17 protein-coding genes are annotated in these 16870 nt (G+C 67.5%); 9 read left to right on the forward strand and 8 right to left on the reverse strand.

Annotated elements, in window-relative coordinates; all coding sequences use genetic code 11:
* The first annotated feature begins 2 nt into the window (after positions 1-2).
* Genes AC1DY7_RS15730 through AC1DY7_RS15765 form a run of 8 tightly spaced genes read left to right on the forward strand, consistent with a single transcriptional unit; the run spans position 3 to position 8769 of the window.
* Positions 3-1205: an MCE family protein gene (locus AC1DY7_RS15730; RefSeq protein ID WP_477494635.1), complete on the forward strand. Its 1203-nt coding sequence runs from the start codon at positions 3-5 to the stop codon at positions 1203-1205.
* Positions 1205-2242, forward strand: coding sequence for an MCE family protein (locus AC1DY7_RS15735; protein WP_477494636.1), 1038 nt, complete (start codon positions 1205-1207; stop codon positions 2240-2242). The genes AC1DY7_RS15730 and AC1DY7_RS15735 overlap by 1 nt, the downstream gene beginning before the upstream one ends.
* On the forward strand, positions 2235-3293 hold the full coding sequence (locus AC1DY7_RS15740) for an MCE family protein (protein WP_477494637.1): 1059 nt from the start codon (positions 2235-2237) through the stop codon (positions 3291-3293). The genes AC1DY7_RS15735 and AC1DY7_RS15740 overlap by 8 nt, the downstream gene beginning before the upstream one ends.
* Positions 3290-4711: an MCE family protein gene (locus AC1DY7_RS15745; RefSeq protein WP_477494638.1), complete on the forward strand. Its 1422-nt coding sequence runs from the start codon at positions 3290-3292 to the stop codon at positions 4709-4711. Before AC1DY7_RS15740 ends, AC1DY7_RS15745 begins: the two co-directional genes overlap by 4 nt.
* Positions 4708-5871, forward strand: coding sequence for an MCE family protein (locus AC1DY7_RS15750; RefSeq protein WP_477494639.1), 1164 nt, complete (start codon positions 4708-4710; stop codon positions 5869-5871). Before AC1DY7_RS15745 ends, AC1DY7_RS15750 begins: the two co-directional genes overlap by 4 nt.
* A complete protein-coding gene (locus tag AC1DY7_RS15755; protein ID WP_477494640.1) occupies positions 5871-7577 on the forward strand; it encodes a virulence factor Mce family protein in 1707 nt (568 codons plus the stop codon). Before AC1DY7_RS15750 ends, AC1DY7_RS15755 begins: the two co-directional genes overlap by 1 nt.
* Positions 7578-7588: 11 nt before the next feature.
* Entirely contained in the window at positions 7589-8284 is a 696-nt protein-coding gene (locus tag AC1DY7_RS15760) for a mammalian cell entry protein (protein ID WP_477494641.1), read from the forward strand.
* Positions 8284-8769, forward strand: coding sequence for a mammalian cell entry protein (locus AC1DY7_RS15765; protein WP_477494642.1), 486 nt, complete (start codon positions 8284-8286; stop codon positions 8767-8769). The genes AC1DY7_RS15760 and AC1DY7_RS15765 overlap by 1 nt, the downstream gene beginning before the upstream one ends.
* Here the strand turns inward: AC1DY7_RS15765 and AC1DY7_RS15770 are convergent.
* From AC1DY7_RS15770 to AC1DY7_RS15785, 4 genes are all read right to left on the reverse strand, one after another.
* The gene (locus AC1DY7_RS15770; RefSeq protein WP_477494643.1) at positions 8766-10229 is read right to left on the reverse strand and encodes an alpha,alpha-trehalose-phosphate synthase (UDP-forming); all 1464 of its coding nucleotides are present in this window, start codon (positions 10227-10229) and stop codon (positions 8766-8768) included. The genes AC1DY7_RS15765 and AC1DY7_RS15770 overlap by 4 nt on opposite strands.
* Positions 10230-10394, reverse strand: coding sequence for a hypothetical protein (locus AC1DY7_RS15775; protein ID WP_477494644.1), 165 nt, complete (start codon positions 10392-10394; stop codon positions 10230-10232). It lies immediately after the preceding gene.
* A 59-nt stretch (positions 10395-10453) separates the two neighbouring features.
* A complete protein-coding gene (locus AC1DY7_RS15780; protein ID WP_477494645.1) occupies positions 10454-10801 on the reverse strand; it encodes an intersectin-EH binding protein Ibp1 in 348 nt (115 codons plus the stop codon).
* Between the two features lie 170 nt (positions 10802-10971).
* Positions 10972-11319 (reverse strand): intersectin-EH binding protein Ibp1, encoded by a 348-nt coding sequence (locus AC1DY7_RS15785; RefSeq protein WP_477494646.1) that lies wholly within the window; start codon positions 11317-11319, stop codon positions 10972-10974.
* Between the two features lie 263 nt (positions 11320-11582).
* On the opposite strand from AC1DY7_RS15785, the gene AC1DY7_RS15790 reads away from it, so the two are divergent.
* Positions 11583-12416, forward strand: a complete 834-nt coding sequence (locus AC1DY7_RS15790) for an SDR family oxidoreductase (RefSeq protein ID WP_477494647.1) — start codon at positions 11583-11585, stop codon at positions 12414-12416.
* Here AC1DY7_RS15790 and AC1DY7_RS15795 read toward each other — a convergent pair whose 3' ends face one another.
* Genes AC1DY7_RS15795 through AC1DY7_RS15810 form a run of 4 tightly spaced genes read right to left on the reverse strand, consistent with a single transcriptional unit; the run spans position 12417 to position 16771 of the window.
* Complete coding sequence (locus AC1DY7_RS15795) at positions 12417-12893, reverse strand: (2Fe-2S)-binding protein (RefSeq protein WP_477494648.1); 477 nt, start codon at positions 12891-12893, stop codon at positions 12417-12419.
* Positions 12886-13761: an FAD binding domain-containing protein gene (locus AC1DY7_RS15800; protein WP_477494649.1), complete on the reverse strand. Its 876-nt coding sequence runs from the start codon at positions 13759-13761 to the stop codon at positions 12886-12888. Before AC1DY7_RS15800 ends, AC1DY7_RS15795 begins: the two co-directional genes overlap by 8 nt.
* The gene (locus AC1DY7_RS15805) at positions 13758-14438 is read right to left on the reverse strand and encodes an SRPBCC family protein (protein WP_477494650.1); all 681 of its coding nucleotides are present in this window, start codon (positions 14436-14438) and stop codon (positions 13758-13760) included. The genes AC1DY7_RS15800 and AC1DY7_RS15805 overlap by 4 nt, the downstream gene beginning before the upstream one ends.
* Positions 14439-14440: 2 nt before the next feature.
* Positions 14441-16771, reverse strand: a complete 2331-nt coding sequence (locus AC1DY7_RS15810) for a xanthine dehydrogenase family protein molybdopterin-binding subunit (RefSeq protein ID WP_477494651.1) — start codon at positions 16769-16771, stop codon at positions 14441-14443.
* Positions 16772-16870: the final 99 nt, after the last annotated feature.

The following is a 16870-nucleotide window of genomic DNA, read 5'->3' on the forward strand; positions in this document are numbered from 1 at the left end:
CAGTGTCTTCCGGAAGCGCCAAGCGCAGCCATGTCAGGATCGCCGCCGCGATCCTCGCGCTGATCGTCGTCGCCGCAGTGGTGTTCACCTATCTCTCGTACACGGCTGCCTTCACCAAGACCGACACCGTCACCGTCACCTCCCAGCGGGCCGGCCTGGTGATGGAAACCGATGCCAAGGTCAAGTACCGCGGCATCCAGATCGGCAAGGTCACCAACATCGCCTACGCCGGCGAACAGGCCAAGCTGACCCTGGACATCGACCGCAACCAGATGCGGTTCATCCCGTCCAACGCTGTGGTGAAAATCGGCGGCACAACGGTTTTCGGTGCCAAGTCGGTGGAGTTCCTGCCGCCCGAGGATCCGAAGAAGACGCACCTGCAGCCGGGCACCAGCATCGCGGCCAGCAGCGTCCAGCTGGAAGTCAACACCCTCTTCCAAACCCTGACCGACCTGCTGCACAAGATCGACCCCATCAACCTGAACGCCACCCTGACCGCGCTGGGCGAAGGCCTGCGCGGCCACGGTGATGACCTGGGCGCCACCATGGCCGGCCTGAACACCTATCTGGCGCAGCTCAATCCGAAGCTGCCGACGCTGCAGTCCGACATCTCCAAGGCCGGCGTCGTCGCCAACATCTACGGCGACACCGGTGCGGATCTGGCCACCGTGCTGGACAACGCGCCGAAGCTGTCCAAGACCATCGTCGACGAGCAGGACAACCTGAACGCCGCGCTGCTGGCCGCCACCGGATTCGCCGAGAACGGCACGGCCACGCTGGCGCCGGCCGCCGACGACTACATCGCGGCCATCAAGCGGCTGCGGGCGCTGGCCAAGGTAGCGGCCGACTACTCACCTGAATTCGGCTGCCTCTTCAAGGGCGTCAAGAAGGCCAACGAGACGTTCGCGCCGGTGATCGGCGGAATCCGGCCGGGCCTGTTCGTGGCGTCGAACTTCCTGCCCGGTGCCCCGGCGTACACCTACCCCGAGAGCCTGCCGATGGTGAACGCCTCCGGTGGCCCGAACTGCCGTGGGCTTCCGGACGTGCCCAGCAAGCAGTTCGGTGGCAGTTGGTACCACACCCCGTTCCTGGTGACCGACAACGCCTACGTGCCGTTCCAGCCGAACACCGAGTTGCAGTTCAACGCGCCCTCGACGCTGCAGTTCCTGTTCAACGGGGCGTACGCCGAACGGGATGATTTCTGATGCAGAGCCAGAGGCGGACGTTGATCAACGTCGCCGTATTCACGGTCGCGATGCTGTTGGTCGCCGCGGGCCTGGTGGTGGTGTTCGGCCAGTTCCGATTCGCCTCCAGTACCGCGTATCACGCCAACTTCGCCGAGGCGTCCCGGTTGAAAGCCGGTCAGGACGTACGCATCTCCGGTGTGCCGGTGGGCAGCGTCAAGACCGTGAAGCTCAACCCCGACAACAGCGTCGACGTGGCCTTCGACGTCAACAAGCGCTACCAGCTGTACACCTCGACACGCGCCGTCGTTCGCTACGAGAACCTGGTCGGTGACCGCTACCTGGAGATCACCTCGGGCCCCGGCGAGCTGCGCAAGCTCCCGCCCGGGAGCACGATCGCACGCGAGAACACCCAGCCCGCACTGGATCTGGACGCGCTGCTGGGCGGATTGCGCCCGGTGCTCAAGGGCCTGGACGGGTCGAAGGTCAACGAGGTCAGCAACGCCGTCATCGAACTGCTGCAGGGTCAAGGTGGCGCCATCCAGAACCTGCTGGCCAATACCAGCTCGTTCAGCCAGAACCTGGCCAACCGGGATCAGCTCATCGGCGACGTGATCACGAACCTGAACACCGTGCTGGGCACCGTCGACGCGAAGGGCACCCAGTTCAACGCCAGCGTCGATGAACTGCAGAAGCTCATCACCGGTCTGGCCGAAGGCCGGGATCCCATCGCCGGCGCCATCGGGCCCCTGGCCTCGGCCTCGAGCGACCTGACCGAGATGCTGGAGGCATCGCGGCGCCCACTGCAGGGTGTCATCGAGAATGCCCGGCCGTTCCTGCAGCGGGCCGACGAGCGCAAGGCCGACATCAACAAGGTGATCGAGCCGCTGGCCGAGAACTACATGCGGCTCAACGCCCTCGGTGCGTACGGCTCGTTCTTCAACATCTACTACTGCTCGATCCGGATGAAGATCAACGGACCGGCGGGCAGCGACATCCTGATCCCGTTCGGCGGCCCACCGGACCCGACCAAGGGGAGGTGCTCGGAAAATGGCTAGCCCCAGCGGCAGCAACACGTTACGGACCGGCATCCTCGGCATCTTCGTGGTGGCCTGCCTGGTACTGATCTCCTTCGGTTACACCGGCTTGCCGTGGTACCCGCAGGGCCGCAACTACGAGGCCTACTTCAGCGATGCCGGCGGAATCTCGCCGGGTAACGACGTCGCGGTGTCCGGCATCAAGGTCGGCAAGGTCACCTCGGTCGCCCTGGCGGGCGATCAGGCCAAGGTGGGCTTCACCGTCGACCGCAACATCAAGGTCGGCAACCAGACGCTGGTGTCCATCAAGACCGATACCGTGTTGGGCCAGAAGTCGCTGTCGGTGACCCCGAAGGGCAACGGGGATTCGACGGTGATCCCGGTGGGGCGCACCACGACTCCGTACACGTTGAACACCGCGTTGCAGGATCTCGGCGGCAACGTCAGCGCCCTGGACAAGCCCAAGTTCGAGGAGGCGCTGCAGACTCTGACCGACACCCTGCACGACGCCACCCCGCAACTTCGCGGAGCGCTGGACGGGGTCGCGAGCCTGAGCCGCAGCCTGAACAAGCGGGATCAGGCACTCGAAGAGCTGCTGATGCACGCCAAGAACGTGTCCGACACGCTGGCCCAGCGCGCCGATCAGGTGAACAAGCTGGTCACCGACGGCAACCTGCTGTTCGCCGCGCTGGATGAACGCCGGCAGGCCCTGAGCAGCCTGATCGCCGGTATCGACGATGTCTCGCACCAGCTTTCGGGCTTCGTGGCGGACAACAAGCGCGAGTTCGAACCCCTGCTGCGACGACTCAACGCGGTGATGGCCAACCTGCTGGAACGGCGCGAGCACATCGGCGAGGCGCTCAAGCGGCTGCCCGGCTATGCCACCGCGCTCGGCGAGGTGGTGGGCTCGGGACCGGGCTTCCAGATCAACCTGTACGGTCTGCCGCCGGCAACCATCTCCGAAGTGCTGTTGGACACCTACTTCCAGCCCGGCAAGCTGCCGGACAGCCTCGCCGACATGCTGCGCGGATACATCTCCGAGCGCACGCTGATAAGGCCGAAGTCGCCATGACCCAACCTGATTCGACATCATCGCGTGGCAAGTGGCTGCGCCGCGGCCTGGCCGTGGCGCTGGTCGCGCTGCTCGCCGTCGGCGTCTACCTGGTGTGGCCCAGCCGTGGCGGCCAGAAGGTCGTCGCGTACTTCACCACCGCGGTCGGCCTGTACCCCGGCGACGACGTCCGGGTGGTCGGCGTACCGGTCGGCAAGATCGACTCGATCGAGCCGCGGGCAACCGACGTGAAGATCAGCATGACGCTGGACGACGGCATCAAGGTGCCTGCCGATGCCCGCGCCCTGATCATCGCGCCGAACCTGGTGTCCGCCAGATTCATCCAGCTGACACCCGCCTACACCGGGGGTGACACCCTGGCCGGTAACGCTCAGATCGGACTGGACCACACCGGCGTTCCGGTCGAGTGGGACGAGGTCAAGGAGCAGCTGACCCAGCTTTCCGCCCAGCTCGGACCGAAAGACGGTGGCGTGCAGGGCCCGCTGGTGGCCGCCGTCAACCAGGCCGCCGACACCTTCGACGGCAACGGCGACTCGTTCCGGTCCGCGCTGCGTGAGCTGTCGCAGACCGCCGGGCGCCTCGGCGACTCGCGCACCGATCTGTTCGGCACAGTGCGCAACCTGCAGGTGCTGGTGAACGCGCTGTCCAACAGCAACGAGCAGATCGTGCAGTTCACCAGCCACGTGGCGTCGGTGTCGCAGGTGCTGGCCGCCAGTTCGGCCGACCTGGACCAGACCCTGGGCGCGCTGAACCAGGCGCTCGGCGATGTCAAAGGCCTGCTGCATGATTCGAACAAGTCGCTGATCGACTCTGTCGGCAAGCTGGCCGACTTCACCCAGATCCTCAACGACCACAGTGATGACATCGAGCAGATACTGCACATCACGCCCAACGGTCTGGCCAACTTCTACAACATCTACAACCCGGCGCAGGGCACCGTCGGTGGTTTGCTGTCGCTGCCCAACTTCGGAAATCCGGTGCAGTTCCTCTGCGGTGGAACCTTCGACGTCGGTGCGTCCCCGGACAACTACAAGCGCGCCGAGCTGTGCCGGCAGCGCATGGGGCCGGTGTTCAAGCGGATCGCGATGAACTACCCGCCGATCCTGTTCCACCCGATCGACAGCATCACCGCGTACAAGGGTCAGATCATCTACGACACCCCGCAAACCGAGGCGAAGGCGCAGACGCCGGTGCCGTACCTGCAGTGGCAGCCCGCGCCGGGTGTCACCCCGCCGACGTCGTCGCCGAACGGCAACCTCGCCGACCTGATCCTGCCGCCGCCCGCCGTGGTCGGCCAGGTCTCACCGGCCGGGCCGGTGCCCGCGCCGCCGCCGATGGGTGCGGGCCCGCTGCCCGGGCCGCCCGCGGCTCCGGCCGTGGCGACGCCACCACTGCCTGCGGAAGGAGCCGGGGGATGAGGCGTATCTTGTGGCGCGGCACCGCCCTCGGGTCCGGTGCGCTGCTGCTGGCCGGCTGCCAGTTCGGCGGGCTGAACTCGCTGGACATGCCGGGTACCGCGGGACACGGTTCGGGGTCGTACACGATCACCGTCGAACTGCCCGATGTGGCGACGCTGCCGCAGAACTCGCCCGTGATGGTCGATGACGTGACCGTCGGAAGCGTGTCCGGTATCGAGGCCGTCCAGCGCCCCGACGGTACGTTCTTCGCCGCGGTGAAGCTGTCCCTCGACGGTGACGTCGACCTGCCCGCCAACTCGACGGCCACCGTCGCGCAGACCTCCCTGCTCGGCTCGCAGCACGTGGCGCTGACCGCGCCGGAAGGCAAGGGCGTCGGCAGGCTGAAGCAGGGTGCAAACATCCCGCTGGGCAGCATCGGCCGCTACCCGACCACCGAGGAAGTGCTGTCCTCGCTGGGTGTGGTGGTCAACAAGGGCAATCTGGGTGCGCTGCAAGACATCACCGATGAGGCGTACGCTGCGATCGCCGGCCGCACCGGACAGTTCGCCGAGCTGCTGCCGCGGCTGGCGGAGCTGACCGCCTCGCTGGACCAGCAGACCAACGACATCATCGCCGCGGCCGACGGACTCAACCGGTTCGCCTCGATGCTGGCGCGCAGCAAGGACAACCTGGGCCGCACCCTGGACAGCCTGCCCAACGCGCTGAAGGTGCTCAACGACAATCGGTCCAACATCGTCGACGCGTTCGGCGCGCTGAAGAAGTTCTCCACCGTCGGTGCTCACGTCCTTTCCGAGACGAAGACCGATTTCACCGCCGATATGAAGGACCTGTTCCCGGTCATCAAGGCGTTCAACGACAATGTCGACGACATCATCGTGGACCTGGAACTGCTGCCGACGTTCCCGTTCCACTACAAGTACCTGCGCAACGCGGTGCGTGGTGACTATCTGAACGTGTTCGTGACGTTCGACCTGACCGCGCGGCGGTTCGGCGAATCGATGTTCACCACGTCGTTCTTCGACCCGAACATGAAGCACCTCGACGAGGTCATCAACCCGCCGGACTTCTTGACCGGTGCGATGGCCAACCTGTCCGGGCAGGCGGCAGATCCGTTCAAGATCCCGCCGGGTACGGCCACGCAGCACGGAGGTACCCCGTAATGCTGGACCGGCTGACCAAACTCCAGTTGTCGATCTTCGCGATCGTCACCGTGCTGACCGTCACCGCGATCTCGGCGTTCTATCTGCACGTGCCCGCTGCGCTCGGTATCGGCACCTACAACATCACCGCGAACTTCGTGGCCGGTGGTGGCCTCTACCAGAACGCGAACGTCACCTACCGCGGCGTCACGATCGGCCGGGTGGAGCAGGTCGGGCTGACCGATGACGGTGTCATCGCACACATGCGGCTCAACACCGACACCGAAGTGCCCGAGAACGTGACCGCGACGGTCAAGAGTGTGTCGGCCGTCGGCGAGCAGTACATCGACCTGGTGCCGCCCGGCGGGGGCGAGGCCCCGGCCGCCAAGCTCCTGCGCGACGGATCGAACATCGGCGTCGCGCACACCGCGATCGGTCAGGACATCGCCGGGCTGCTCCGCCAGGCCGACGATCTGGTGAGCAGTGTCGGCGACAGCCGCATCCAGGAACTGCTCAAGGAAACTTTCAAGGCGTTCAACGGTTCCGGGCCCGAGCTGTCCCGGCTCATCCAGTCCTCGCGCCAGCTGATCGACGAGGCCAACAACAACTACGGGCAGACGATCCAGCTGATCGACCAGGCCGGACCGTTCCTGGACGCCCAGATCCGCGCCGGCGACGACATCAAGTCCTCCGTCGACGGCCTGGCCCGGTTCACCTCGGAGGTGAACAAGGCCGACCCGCAGCTGCGCTCGGTGTTGCAGACGGTCCCGGGTGCGGTGGCCGAGGCGAACACCACCTTCGCCGGTATCCGCCCGACGTTCCCGCAGCTCGCGGCGAACCTGGCGGACTTCGGCCGGATCGGCGTGATCTACAACAAGTCGATCGAGCAGGCGCTGGTGATCTTCCCGGCACTGATGGCCGCGCTCAACACCGTCGGCGGCGGCCTGCCCTTCGATGAGGGCGGCAAGCTGGACTTCAAGGTCGACCTCGGCGATCCGCCGCCGTGCTCCACCGGCTTCCTGCCGCCCACCGCGATCCGCTCACCCGCCGACACCACCCTGCGGGAACTGCCCCCCGACCTGTACTGCAAGACCGCGCAGAGCGATCCGGCCGTGGTCCGCGGCGCGCGCAACTACCCCTGCCAGGAATTCCCCGGGAAGCGCGCACCGACCATTCAGCTCTGCCGCGACCCCCGCGGGTACGTGCCCGTCGGCAGCAACCCGTGGCGCGGGCCACCGGTGCCGTATGACACCCCGGTGGAGGACGGCCGTAACATTCTGCCGCCCAACAAGTTCCCGAATATCCCGCCGAGCGCGGATTACGATCCGGGACCACCGTCGGTGCAGCTGCCGCCGGGCGTGGTGCCCGGCCCGGGTCCGGCGCCCAACGCGCCGTTCCCGCTGCCCGTGCCGCCGAACGACAACCCGCCCGCACCGGCGTGGCCGTTCCACGCACCGCCGGATCAGGTGCTGCCGCCCTACGGCCGCACGCCGCCGCCACCACCCGGTCCACCGGCCGATGTACCCCCGCCGCCGCTACCGGCCGAGGCGCCTCCCGCCGACGCCCCGCAACCCCAGGCCAGTGCTCCGGCGAGCACCACCTACGATCCGAAGACAGGTGTGTTCGCGGATCCGTCCGGCGGCACCGGTGTGTTCGCCTCGGGCAGCGACAAGTTCGCGCCCGCGGAGAACTGGGTGGATTTGATGATGGCGCCAAAGCAGGTTTAGGCAGGTTTCAGATGGTTGAGGAACACACGGCGGAGGCCAACGAGCCGAAGCCGGTGCGTCGGCGTGCGTCGCGCGCGGCAGGGCCCGCGGGCGGTGAACCAGGGTTGACCCAGGAGTCGGTGGTGGTCGGCGCGCCGGCCCTGTCACGTCCCGGTACGCCCGCGGTGGCGGTTCCGCTGGCACGCAGGCAGCCCAACCGCGGCCGGGTGGCCGTCATCTCGGCGGTCGCCGCGGTGCTCGCGGCCGCGGTGCTCCTGACCGGGGTGCTGGTGCTGCTGACCCAGTACCGGCATTCAGAGGCCGCCACGGCCCGGCAACAACAGTTCGTGGACACCGCGGAGCAGACCGTGCTGAACATGTTCAGCTACAACCAAAACGACATCGACGAGAGCGTAAACCGCTTCGTCGACGGCACCAGCGGGCCGCTGCGGGACATGATGAGCCAGGGCAAGAACGTCGACAACCTCAAGGCCATCTTCCGCGACACCCAGGCCAGCTCGGAGGCCGTGGTCAGCGGAGCGGCGCTGGAGAAGATCGACGAGGTCGGTCGCAATGCGGCGGTGCTGGTCGCCGTGCGCGTCACCGTCACCGACATCGACGGCGTCAACAAGCCGTCGCAGGCCTACCGGATGCGGGTCGTCGTCCACGAGGACGACAACGGCCACATGACCGGATATGACCTGAAGTACCCCGAGGGTGGAAACTGATGCGCGGCAAGCTCATTGCGCTGGTAGTGCTGGTGTTCGCGCTCGGGCTGGTCGGGTTGTCGGCCGTGGGCGGCGCGCTGTACTGGGACCGGGTGCAGTCCCGTGCGGTGCAGGCCGCCACCGCGGAGTTGCCCACCCTGGCGACCCAGCAGATCCCCCGGGTGTTCGGCTACGACTACCAGACCGTGGAACGCAGCCTGACCGAAGCGGCCACCATGCTGACCCCCGATTACCGGCGTGAGTTCGAAGACCGCGCGGCCAAGGACATCATCCCGGCGGCCCGGGACCGCCAGGTGGTCAGTCAGGCGAACGTCGTCGGCGCGGGAATGCTGAACGCCCAACGGGATTCGGCGTCGGTGCTGGTGTTCATGAACCGCACCGTCACCGACAAGTCCAAGCAACCCGTCTACGACGGCAGCCGGCTGCGGGTCGACTACCAGAAGGTCGGCGGGCAGTGGTTGATCAAGTACATCCAGCCGGTCTAGTTACCGCGGCCGACGGCCAGCGCGTCCAGGAACGAACGGGCCCAGCGGTCCACGTCGTGGGCCAGCACCTGCCTGCGCATCGCCCGCATCCGCCGCTTACCTTCGTCGGCTGACTGGTCGAGCGCTTGCTCGATGGCCAACTTCACCCCGTCGGTGTGGTGCGGATTGCACAGGTAGGCCTGCCGTAATTCGGCTGCCGCACCGGTGAATTCGGATAGCACCAGTGCCCCGCCCAGGTCGCTGCGGCACGCCACGTATTCCTTGGCGACCAGGTTCATCCCGTCGCGCAGCGGCGTGACGAGCATGATGTCGGCCGCGACGAAGAAGGCGATCAGGTCGTCGCGCGGTATGGCGCGGTGCACGTAATGCACCACCGGCCTACCGATCTCGCCGTACTCACCGTTGATGTGGCCGACCTGACGCTCGATGTCCTCGCGCATCTCGATGTAGCTCTCCACCCGTTCCCGGCTGGGGGTGGCCAGTTGCACCAGCACCGTGTCGGTGCGGTCGGCGCGCTTCTCGGCGAGCAGATCGGAGAACGCCCTCAGCCGGACATCGATACCCTTGGTGTAGTCCAGTCTGTCGACACCCAGCATGACCTTCCGTGGGTTGCCGAGTTCGGCGCGAATCTCCTTGGCGCGCTGCCGGATTCCACGGTCACGTGCCTTGGTGTCGAGGTCGGCCGAGTCGATGGAGATGGGGAACGCGCCGACTTTCACCGTCCGGAAGCCGACCTGCACCTCGCCGAACCGGGATCGCACGCCGACCGTCCCGCGTGAGGTGTTGGCCCCGACGAGCCGGCGCGCCAGGATGAGGAAGTTCTGCGCCCCGCCGGGCAGGTGGAAGCCCACCAGGTCGGCGCCCAACAGGCCTTCGATGATCTCGGTGCGCCAGGGCATCTGCATGAAGAGTTCGACCGGCGGGAAGGGGATGTGCAGGAAGAAGCCGATGGTCAGATCGGGGCGCAGCATGCGCAGCATCTTCGGGACCAGCTGCAGTTGGTAGTCCTGCACCCAGATGGTCGCCCCGTGCGCCGCCGCCCTGGAGGTGGCCTCGGCGAAGCGGCGGTTCACGTCGACGTAGCGATCCCACCACTCACGGCGGTAGATGGGTTTGACGATGACGTCGTGATACAGCGGCCACAGCGTGGCGTTGGAGAAACCTTCGTAGTATTCGGCGACGTCATCGGCGGACAGGCGCACCGGGTAGAGACGCAGTCCGTCCTGGATGATCGGCTCTTCGTCGCTGTCCGCGACGCCCGGCCAACCGATCCAGGCGCCGTGCTGTTTGCGTAGCAGCGGCTCCAGAGCGGTGACCAGACCGCCGGGGCTGCGCTTCCACGTGGTGGTGCCGTCGGGCAACCGGACCTGGTCGATCGGCAGCCGATTGGCGACCACGACGAAGTCGGAACTGCCTTCGGTGGGGCTGGAGTCGGTCGAGTTTCCGCCTCCGGAGGCCACCTACGCCTCTTGCTTCGCGGGACCAATACCGAGCATGGAAAGGAACGTCCGGCATTCGTCGGCATCGGTTGCGTAGGCGGCGACCACTCGACGCGCCTGACTGGCAGTGTCGTCGGCGACCGGCTCGACTTCGCCGATCTCGGCGGTATCAGATTTTGCAGGCATCCACTAACTGTAGGTGACCGGGCCCGGTGCTGTGTACATCAGGCCCGGTCACCAGCCACTTACGGGCTGGAGCTGACGCTGCTGTGCGGCTGCTGGAACTGCGGCGCGTCCTCGGCCAGACCGATGCACTGGCCCGAGTTGCGGCCGGTGCAGGGGATGCCGTTGATGGCGGGCAGGTCGGGATTGCCGGGGATGGCGCTGAACGGCGACGCCGGCGAATTCGGGACGGTATGCGGCAGGCACGAGCCTGTGTACAGGTCTTCTTCCTCGCCGGACGGGCAGGCTGCCACCGTGCCGGTGGCCGGACCGGCAGTCGCGAGGATGGCGACCACCGGGGCGGCGGCCACCGCGACAGCGAATCCGCCCGCAAGGACCAATCGTGGAACGGAGAACTCGAAGGTCGCCATCGTCACGCTTTCTGTAGTTATTGACCGAGACGTCGGACAGATTCTAAGGAAGCTGGGAAGAATCTGCATGGGTTCCATGAGTTGCCTGGGAGTTGTGCCGGCGCTGATCGACGAAACTCACGACAAAGCCGGGGCACCCGCAGGCAACCCCGGCTTTTGTCAACGGCGCGCTAGGGGCTGGAGCTCACGCTGGTGCGCGGCTGCACGAACTGCGGCTGATCTTCCGACAGGCCGATGCACTGGCCGGAGTTACCGCCGGTGCACGGGATGCCGTCGACCGACGGCAGACCGCCGCCGCCCGCGGAGGTGTTGCCGAACTCCGGAGAGTTCGGCACCAGTTCCGGGGTGCAGTTGCCGGTGAAGGTGTCCTCCGATTCGCCGGACGGACAGGACGCGAGGGCGGGTCCCGGTGCGGGTGACTCGACGGCGAACGCCGCGAGAGCGGGGGCCGCGACGACCGCCGCGGCGAACCCGCCGGCAAGAATCAGTCGTCGGGCGGGGAACGCGAAGGTCGCCATGAGCGTCACGCTTTCTGTGATTTGCCGGCCGGATCGACTGGGTGATCCAGGGCTCGGACGGGAGGTGACTCCTGTGCCGAGAATACGCTGGCGAGGGCCGGAAAGAGCGGCCAACGGCGCCAAAATTGGTGCGGCCGTGCCAATTCTGTGAACGCTCTGGACACTTGCTGTGCCATGACTGGACGGCGAACTGCTGTACGGCACCGGTGCGGCGTGGTTCTATGACGAGAACGTGTTTCAGTTTTGACGTTGAAGGGATCGCGGTGCAGCTCTCATTGGCCGATCGCACGGTTCTGGTGACCGGCGGCGGCAGCGGTATCGGCAAGGGTGTCGCGGCGGCGGTGGTCGCCAGCGGCGGCAACGCAATGCTGGTGGGCCGCAACGCGGATCGCCTGTCCGCCGTCGTCGACGAGATCGCGGCAGCGGGTGGAGCGGGACGGGTTCGGTACGAACCCGCCGACGTCACCGACGAAGACGAAGTCGCCCGCGCTGTGGATGCCGCCACGGCGTGGAACGGACGACTGCACGGTGTCGTGCACTGCGCCGGCGGCTCGCTGACCATCGGCCCACTGACACAGGTGGATTCCGACGGATGGCGCAAGACCGTCGACCTCAACGTCAACGGCACCATGTATGTGCTCAAGCACAGCGCCCGGGCCATGGTCCGCGGCGGCGGCGGGTCGTTCGTCGGAATCTCGTCGATCGCGTCGAGCAACACCCATCGGTGGTTCGCCGCCTACGGCCCGAGCAAGGCCGCGCTCGACAATCTGATGCAGCTGGCCGCCGACGAACTCGGCCCGTCGTGGGTTCGGGTGAACAGCATCCGGCCGGGTCTGATCAGGACCGAGATGGTGGCGCCGATCCTGGATTCACCGGAGATCAGCGCCGACTACGCCAACTGCACGCCGCTGCCGAGGCCCGGTGAGGTGGAGGACATCGCCAATGCGGCGATCTTCCTGCTCAGCGATGCAGCCCAGTGGATCACGGGTCAGTTGCTCAACGTGGACGGCGGGCACTGCCTGCGTCGCGGCCCCGACATGTCCTCGATGCTGGGGCCGGTGTTCGGTGAGGACGCGCTGCGCGGCGTGGTCGACTAGTCAGGCGCGGATGTTCTGCGCCGCCTGGTGCACCGCGTTGACGATGCCTTGATATCCGGTGCAGCGGCAGAAGTTGCCGGACAGGCCCTCGCGAATCTCCTCGTCGGTGGGCTCCGGGTTGTCCCGTAGCAGCGCCGTGATCGATGTGACGAAACCCGGTGTGCAGAAACCGCATTGGAGACCATGACAGTCGCGCAAGGCGGCCTGGACGGGGGACAGCTGACCGTCTTCCTCGGCGATGCCCTCGACCGTCGTCACCTCCTGGCCGTCGGTCTGGACGGCGAACACCAGACACGAGCGGACCGCCTGACCGTCCAGCAGCACGGTGCAGGCGCCGCAGGCGCCGTGCTCGCAACCCAGGTGGGTGCCGGTCAGCCCGCAGTTCTCCCGCAGGAAGTCGGCGAGCGTGATGCGCGGTTCCACGGAGTGTTGATGGCTGCGGCCGTTGACCGAGATGCCCACCGGTAGTTCATGCATCGAGCGCCTCCGTGGTTGCCTCGGTCCAGGCCCGTGCGACCATCGCGGCGCCCACTCTGGTGCGGTAGGACACCGAACCCTGTAGATCGGACGGGATGTAGTGCAGGTCGGACAATGCCAACCTGCCGAACTCGTCGGCGCTGATGTCACCGACAGGCCTGCCCAGCACCGCGGACTCGGCGGGTGTGCCGCGCTCGGGGGTGGAGCCCAGCCCGAGCAGTCCCACACCGCAGCGGGTGACGCGGTCGTCGTCGTCCACCTGGACGGCGACGGTCGCCCCCGCGATGGCGAAATCGCCGTGCCGGCGCGCGAACTCGTGCACCGCGAAACCGCACCGGCCCGACCACACCGGGAATCGCACCGCGGCCAGCAGTTCATCGGCCGCCAGCGCGTTCTCCCACAAGCCGGTGAAGAAGTCGGCCGCCGCGATCTGCCGGTCGCCGCGCGCGGAGACGGCATCCATGGTGGCGTCCAGCGTCAGGGCCACCGCCGCGAACTCGGCGGCGGGGTCGGCGTGCGCGACGGCACCGCCCAGGGTGCCGCGGGCGCGGATCTGGAAGTGCCCGATGTGTGGGGTCGCCCGCGTCAGCAGCGGCACGGAATCGGCCACCTCGTCGTCCATTCCGACCAGGGCGTGTGTGGTGCCCGCGCCGACGACCACCTCGTCGCCGACCAGATCGATGCCCTGCAGTTCGCCCAGTCGCGAGATGTCGACCAGATTCTCGAAATGCGTCAGCCGCATGGCCAGCATGGGCACCAGGCTCTGCCCACCGGCGAGGATCTTGACCTCATCGCCGAAGTCGGCCAGCAGTTCTGCGGCCTCCTTGACCGTGTCGGCCCGGTGGTAGGCAAACGGAGCGGCTTTCACGACAGCAGCCGGGCCAGCAGCGCCTGCAGTTCGGCGGAGACGGCCCCCGCCGGGGGCACGGCCTTGCGCTTGCGGCGTCCGGCGAGGAACCCGACCGCACCGGCGGCGGCCGCCGCCGCGAGCACCGGCCCGAACCGTTTGGCCACCGGCACCGCCACCACCTTCAGCAGGTCGACGGAATCGGCGGAAGCCGGCGCCACGGTCTCGCCGGGCTGCGTGTCCGAAGGTGCTGCGCCGCCGAGCAATTCGGCTTCCAGGCTGCGGGCGAACTGCTCGATGAGGTTGCTGGATACGTCGGCGAGCACCCCGCGGCCGAACTGGGCGGCCTTCCCCGAGATCGCCAGGTCGGTGGTGATCACCACGCTGGTGGCATCGCCCTCGTCCTTGAGTTGGGCGGTGACGGTGGCCGCGGCGGTGCCGTTGCCGCGCGTCTCCTTGCCCTCGGCGCGCAGCACGATCCGGCGGGCTGCCTCGTCTTTCTCCTTGTACGCCGCAACACCCTTGTAGGACACCGTGATCGGGCCGACCTTCACCTTCACCGCGCCGGTGAAGTCGTCACCGTCCACCGAGAGCAGGGTGGCACCCGGCAGGCAGGGCGCCACGCGTTCGACATCGGTGAACACCTCCCAGGTCTTGGCTGCGGGCACGGCAACCCGGAATTCGTTGTTGAGTTCCACGCCTAGTGGTCCTTTCCTGGGGATGCCGCTTGTTCGAGCAGGGCGACGATGGCCGCCGGGCTGGCGGGCAGCTGGGTGACCGTCACGCCGAGGGGCGCCAGTGCGTCGTTGATCGCGTTGATCACGGCGGGTGGCGAACCGATGGCCCCGCCCTCGCCCGCACCCTTGTAGCCGCCGACCCCGGGCCCCGGGATCTCGACGTGGCCGAACTCGATCGGGGGCACTTCGGTGGCGGTGGGCAGCAGGTAGTCCACGAAGGTGGACGACAGCGGGTTGCCCGCGGCGTCGTAGGAAAGCTGTTCCAGCAGTGCGCCACCGATGCCCTGGACGGTGCCGCCGGCCACCTGACCCTCCACGACGTTCGGGTTGATCATCGGTCCGACGTCCTCGCTGACGATGTATCGGGTCAGCGTGACGTGGCCGGTGTCGATGTCCACTTCGCAGGTGCACGCATGGGTGGCGTTGGCCCAGTGGATCATCGACTGTGAGTTGAACCGCGCGGTGGCCTCCAGGGTGGGGGAGGCCCCGGCGAGCATGACCGGCTCGTAGTGCGATCGGTAGGCGATGTCGCCGAAGCTGACGCTCTTCTCGGGAGCGTCGCGGACGCAGGCCCGCGAGTCGGCGAGTTCGATGTCGTCGGGTTCGACGCCGAGCATCTGGGCGGCGATCCCGGCGATCTGCCCACGCAGGATGGTGCCCGCCTCGTTGACCGCGCCCGCCGTCATCGGCGCGCTGCGACTGCCCTGGGTGCCTGCGCCGTAGGGCGTCACCGCGGTGTCGCCCTGGATGGTGGAGACGTCGTTGATGTTGGCGCCCAGCGCATCCGCGGTCAGCTGCACGACGGTGGTCTCCAGGCTGTTGCCGCTGGAGCCGCCGTTGACGTACACGTTGATCCGGCCCGTGGGCTCCATCCGGATGGTGGCGCCCTCGGTGGCGAGGTGGCCGGTGGCCGCGCCGGTGGGCTCGATGTACGCCGAGAACCCCAGTCCGATGTAGCGGCCCTGCGCCAGCGCCTCGGCCTGCTCTTTGCGGAAACCCTCGTGGTCGAGGATCTTGACGGCCTGCTCGAAGGTGTCCGCCGGGGCGCAGTTGTCGTAGGGCATGCCGTTGGGGTTGAAGAACGGCATCTCGTCACCGCGCAGGATGTTGATCCGCCGCAGTTCGACCGGGTCCATGTCCATCTTGCGTGCGGCGATGTCGAGAAGCATTTCCCGCGTGAGGGTTTCGTACTGCCAGGGGCCGCGGTAGGCATGCAGGCCCGCGGTGTTGGAGAACACCGTCTTGTAGTTGAAGCTGGCCTTGGGCACCCGGTACGGGCCGGGGAAGAACATGCCGATGGCCGCCGTGGTGAGCACCGGATACGGCGTCGGGTAGGCGCCGATGTCCTGGACGAAGTCGATGTCGGCGGCCAGGATCTTGCCGTCGGCGTCGAAGGCCATCCGCACGGTGCCGTCGACGTGCCGGGATTGTCCCGCCGACATCAGGTTCTCGCGGCGGTCCTCGATCCACTTGAGCGCGGCGGGGGACCTGCGCGCGGCCAGCAGGATGGCCATGTCCTCGCGCATCGGGACGACCTTCTGGCCGAACCCGCCGCCGGTGTCGCGCATGATGACGCGCACGCCGTGGGCGGGGATGCCGAGCAGTCGCGCGGCAAAGGCTCGCAGTTCGTGCGGTGTCTGGGTGGACGCCCACACGGTCAGTTCCGATGTGCTGGAGGTCCATTCGGCGACGATGCCGCGGGTCTCCATCGGCACCGGCACGTACATCTGCTGATAGATGTTCTCCCGCACGACATGTGCCGCATTCGCGAACACGTCTTCGTCCGGTGGGGCGCCGCCCATGCCGCCTGCCACGTTGTCGGGATAGGCGTCGTGCACGCTGACCGCGCTGTCCTGTGCCGTACGGAAGTCGGCGATGGCGGGCAGTTGCTCGTAGTCGACGTCGACGAGGTCGACGGCGTCCTCGGCCACCCGCCTGCTCTCGGCGATCACGATCGCGACCGGATCGCCGACGAACTTCACCTCCCCCTCGGCCAGCGGCGGACGTGGGGTGTCGGCCACGTTCTTGCCCGCGACGGCATGCCAGGCCTCGTGCACGCCGGGGTTGATGTCCGCCGCGGTGAACACCGCGTACACCCCGGGCAGGGCCAGCGCCGCGGTGGTGTCGATGCCCGTGAGGGTGGCGCGGGCGAACGGGCTGCGCACGAAGCAGGCGTGCAGCATGCCGGGGCGCTGCACGTCGTCGACGAAGGTGCCCCTGCCGGTGAGCAGGCGGGTGTCCTCGATGCGCGGGACGCGGGTTCCTGCGTAGCGGGGGGCCACGGTTCCCGTCACTGGGCGGCTCCTGTCGATCGGTCACCTTCGCGCGTATGTGGTGCTGGTCACACCTGTGCGTGAGTGGCGCTATCGTAGCCCGAGAGCGAGCGTTCCAAA

The sequence above is a fragment of the Mycobacterium sp. P2_H7 genome (genome assembly GCF_056403275.1).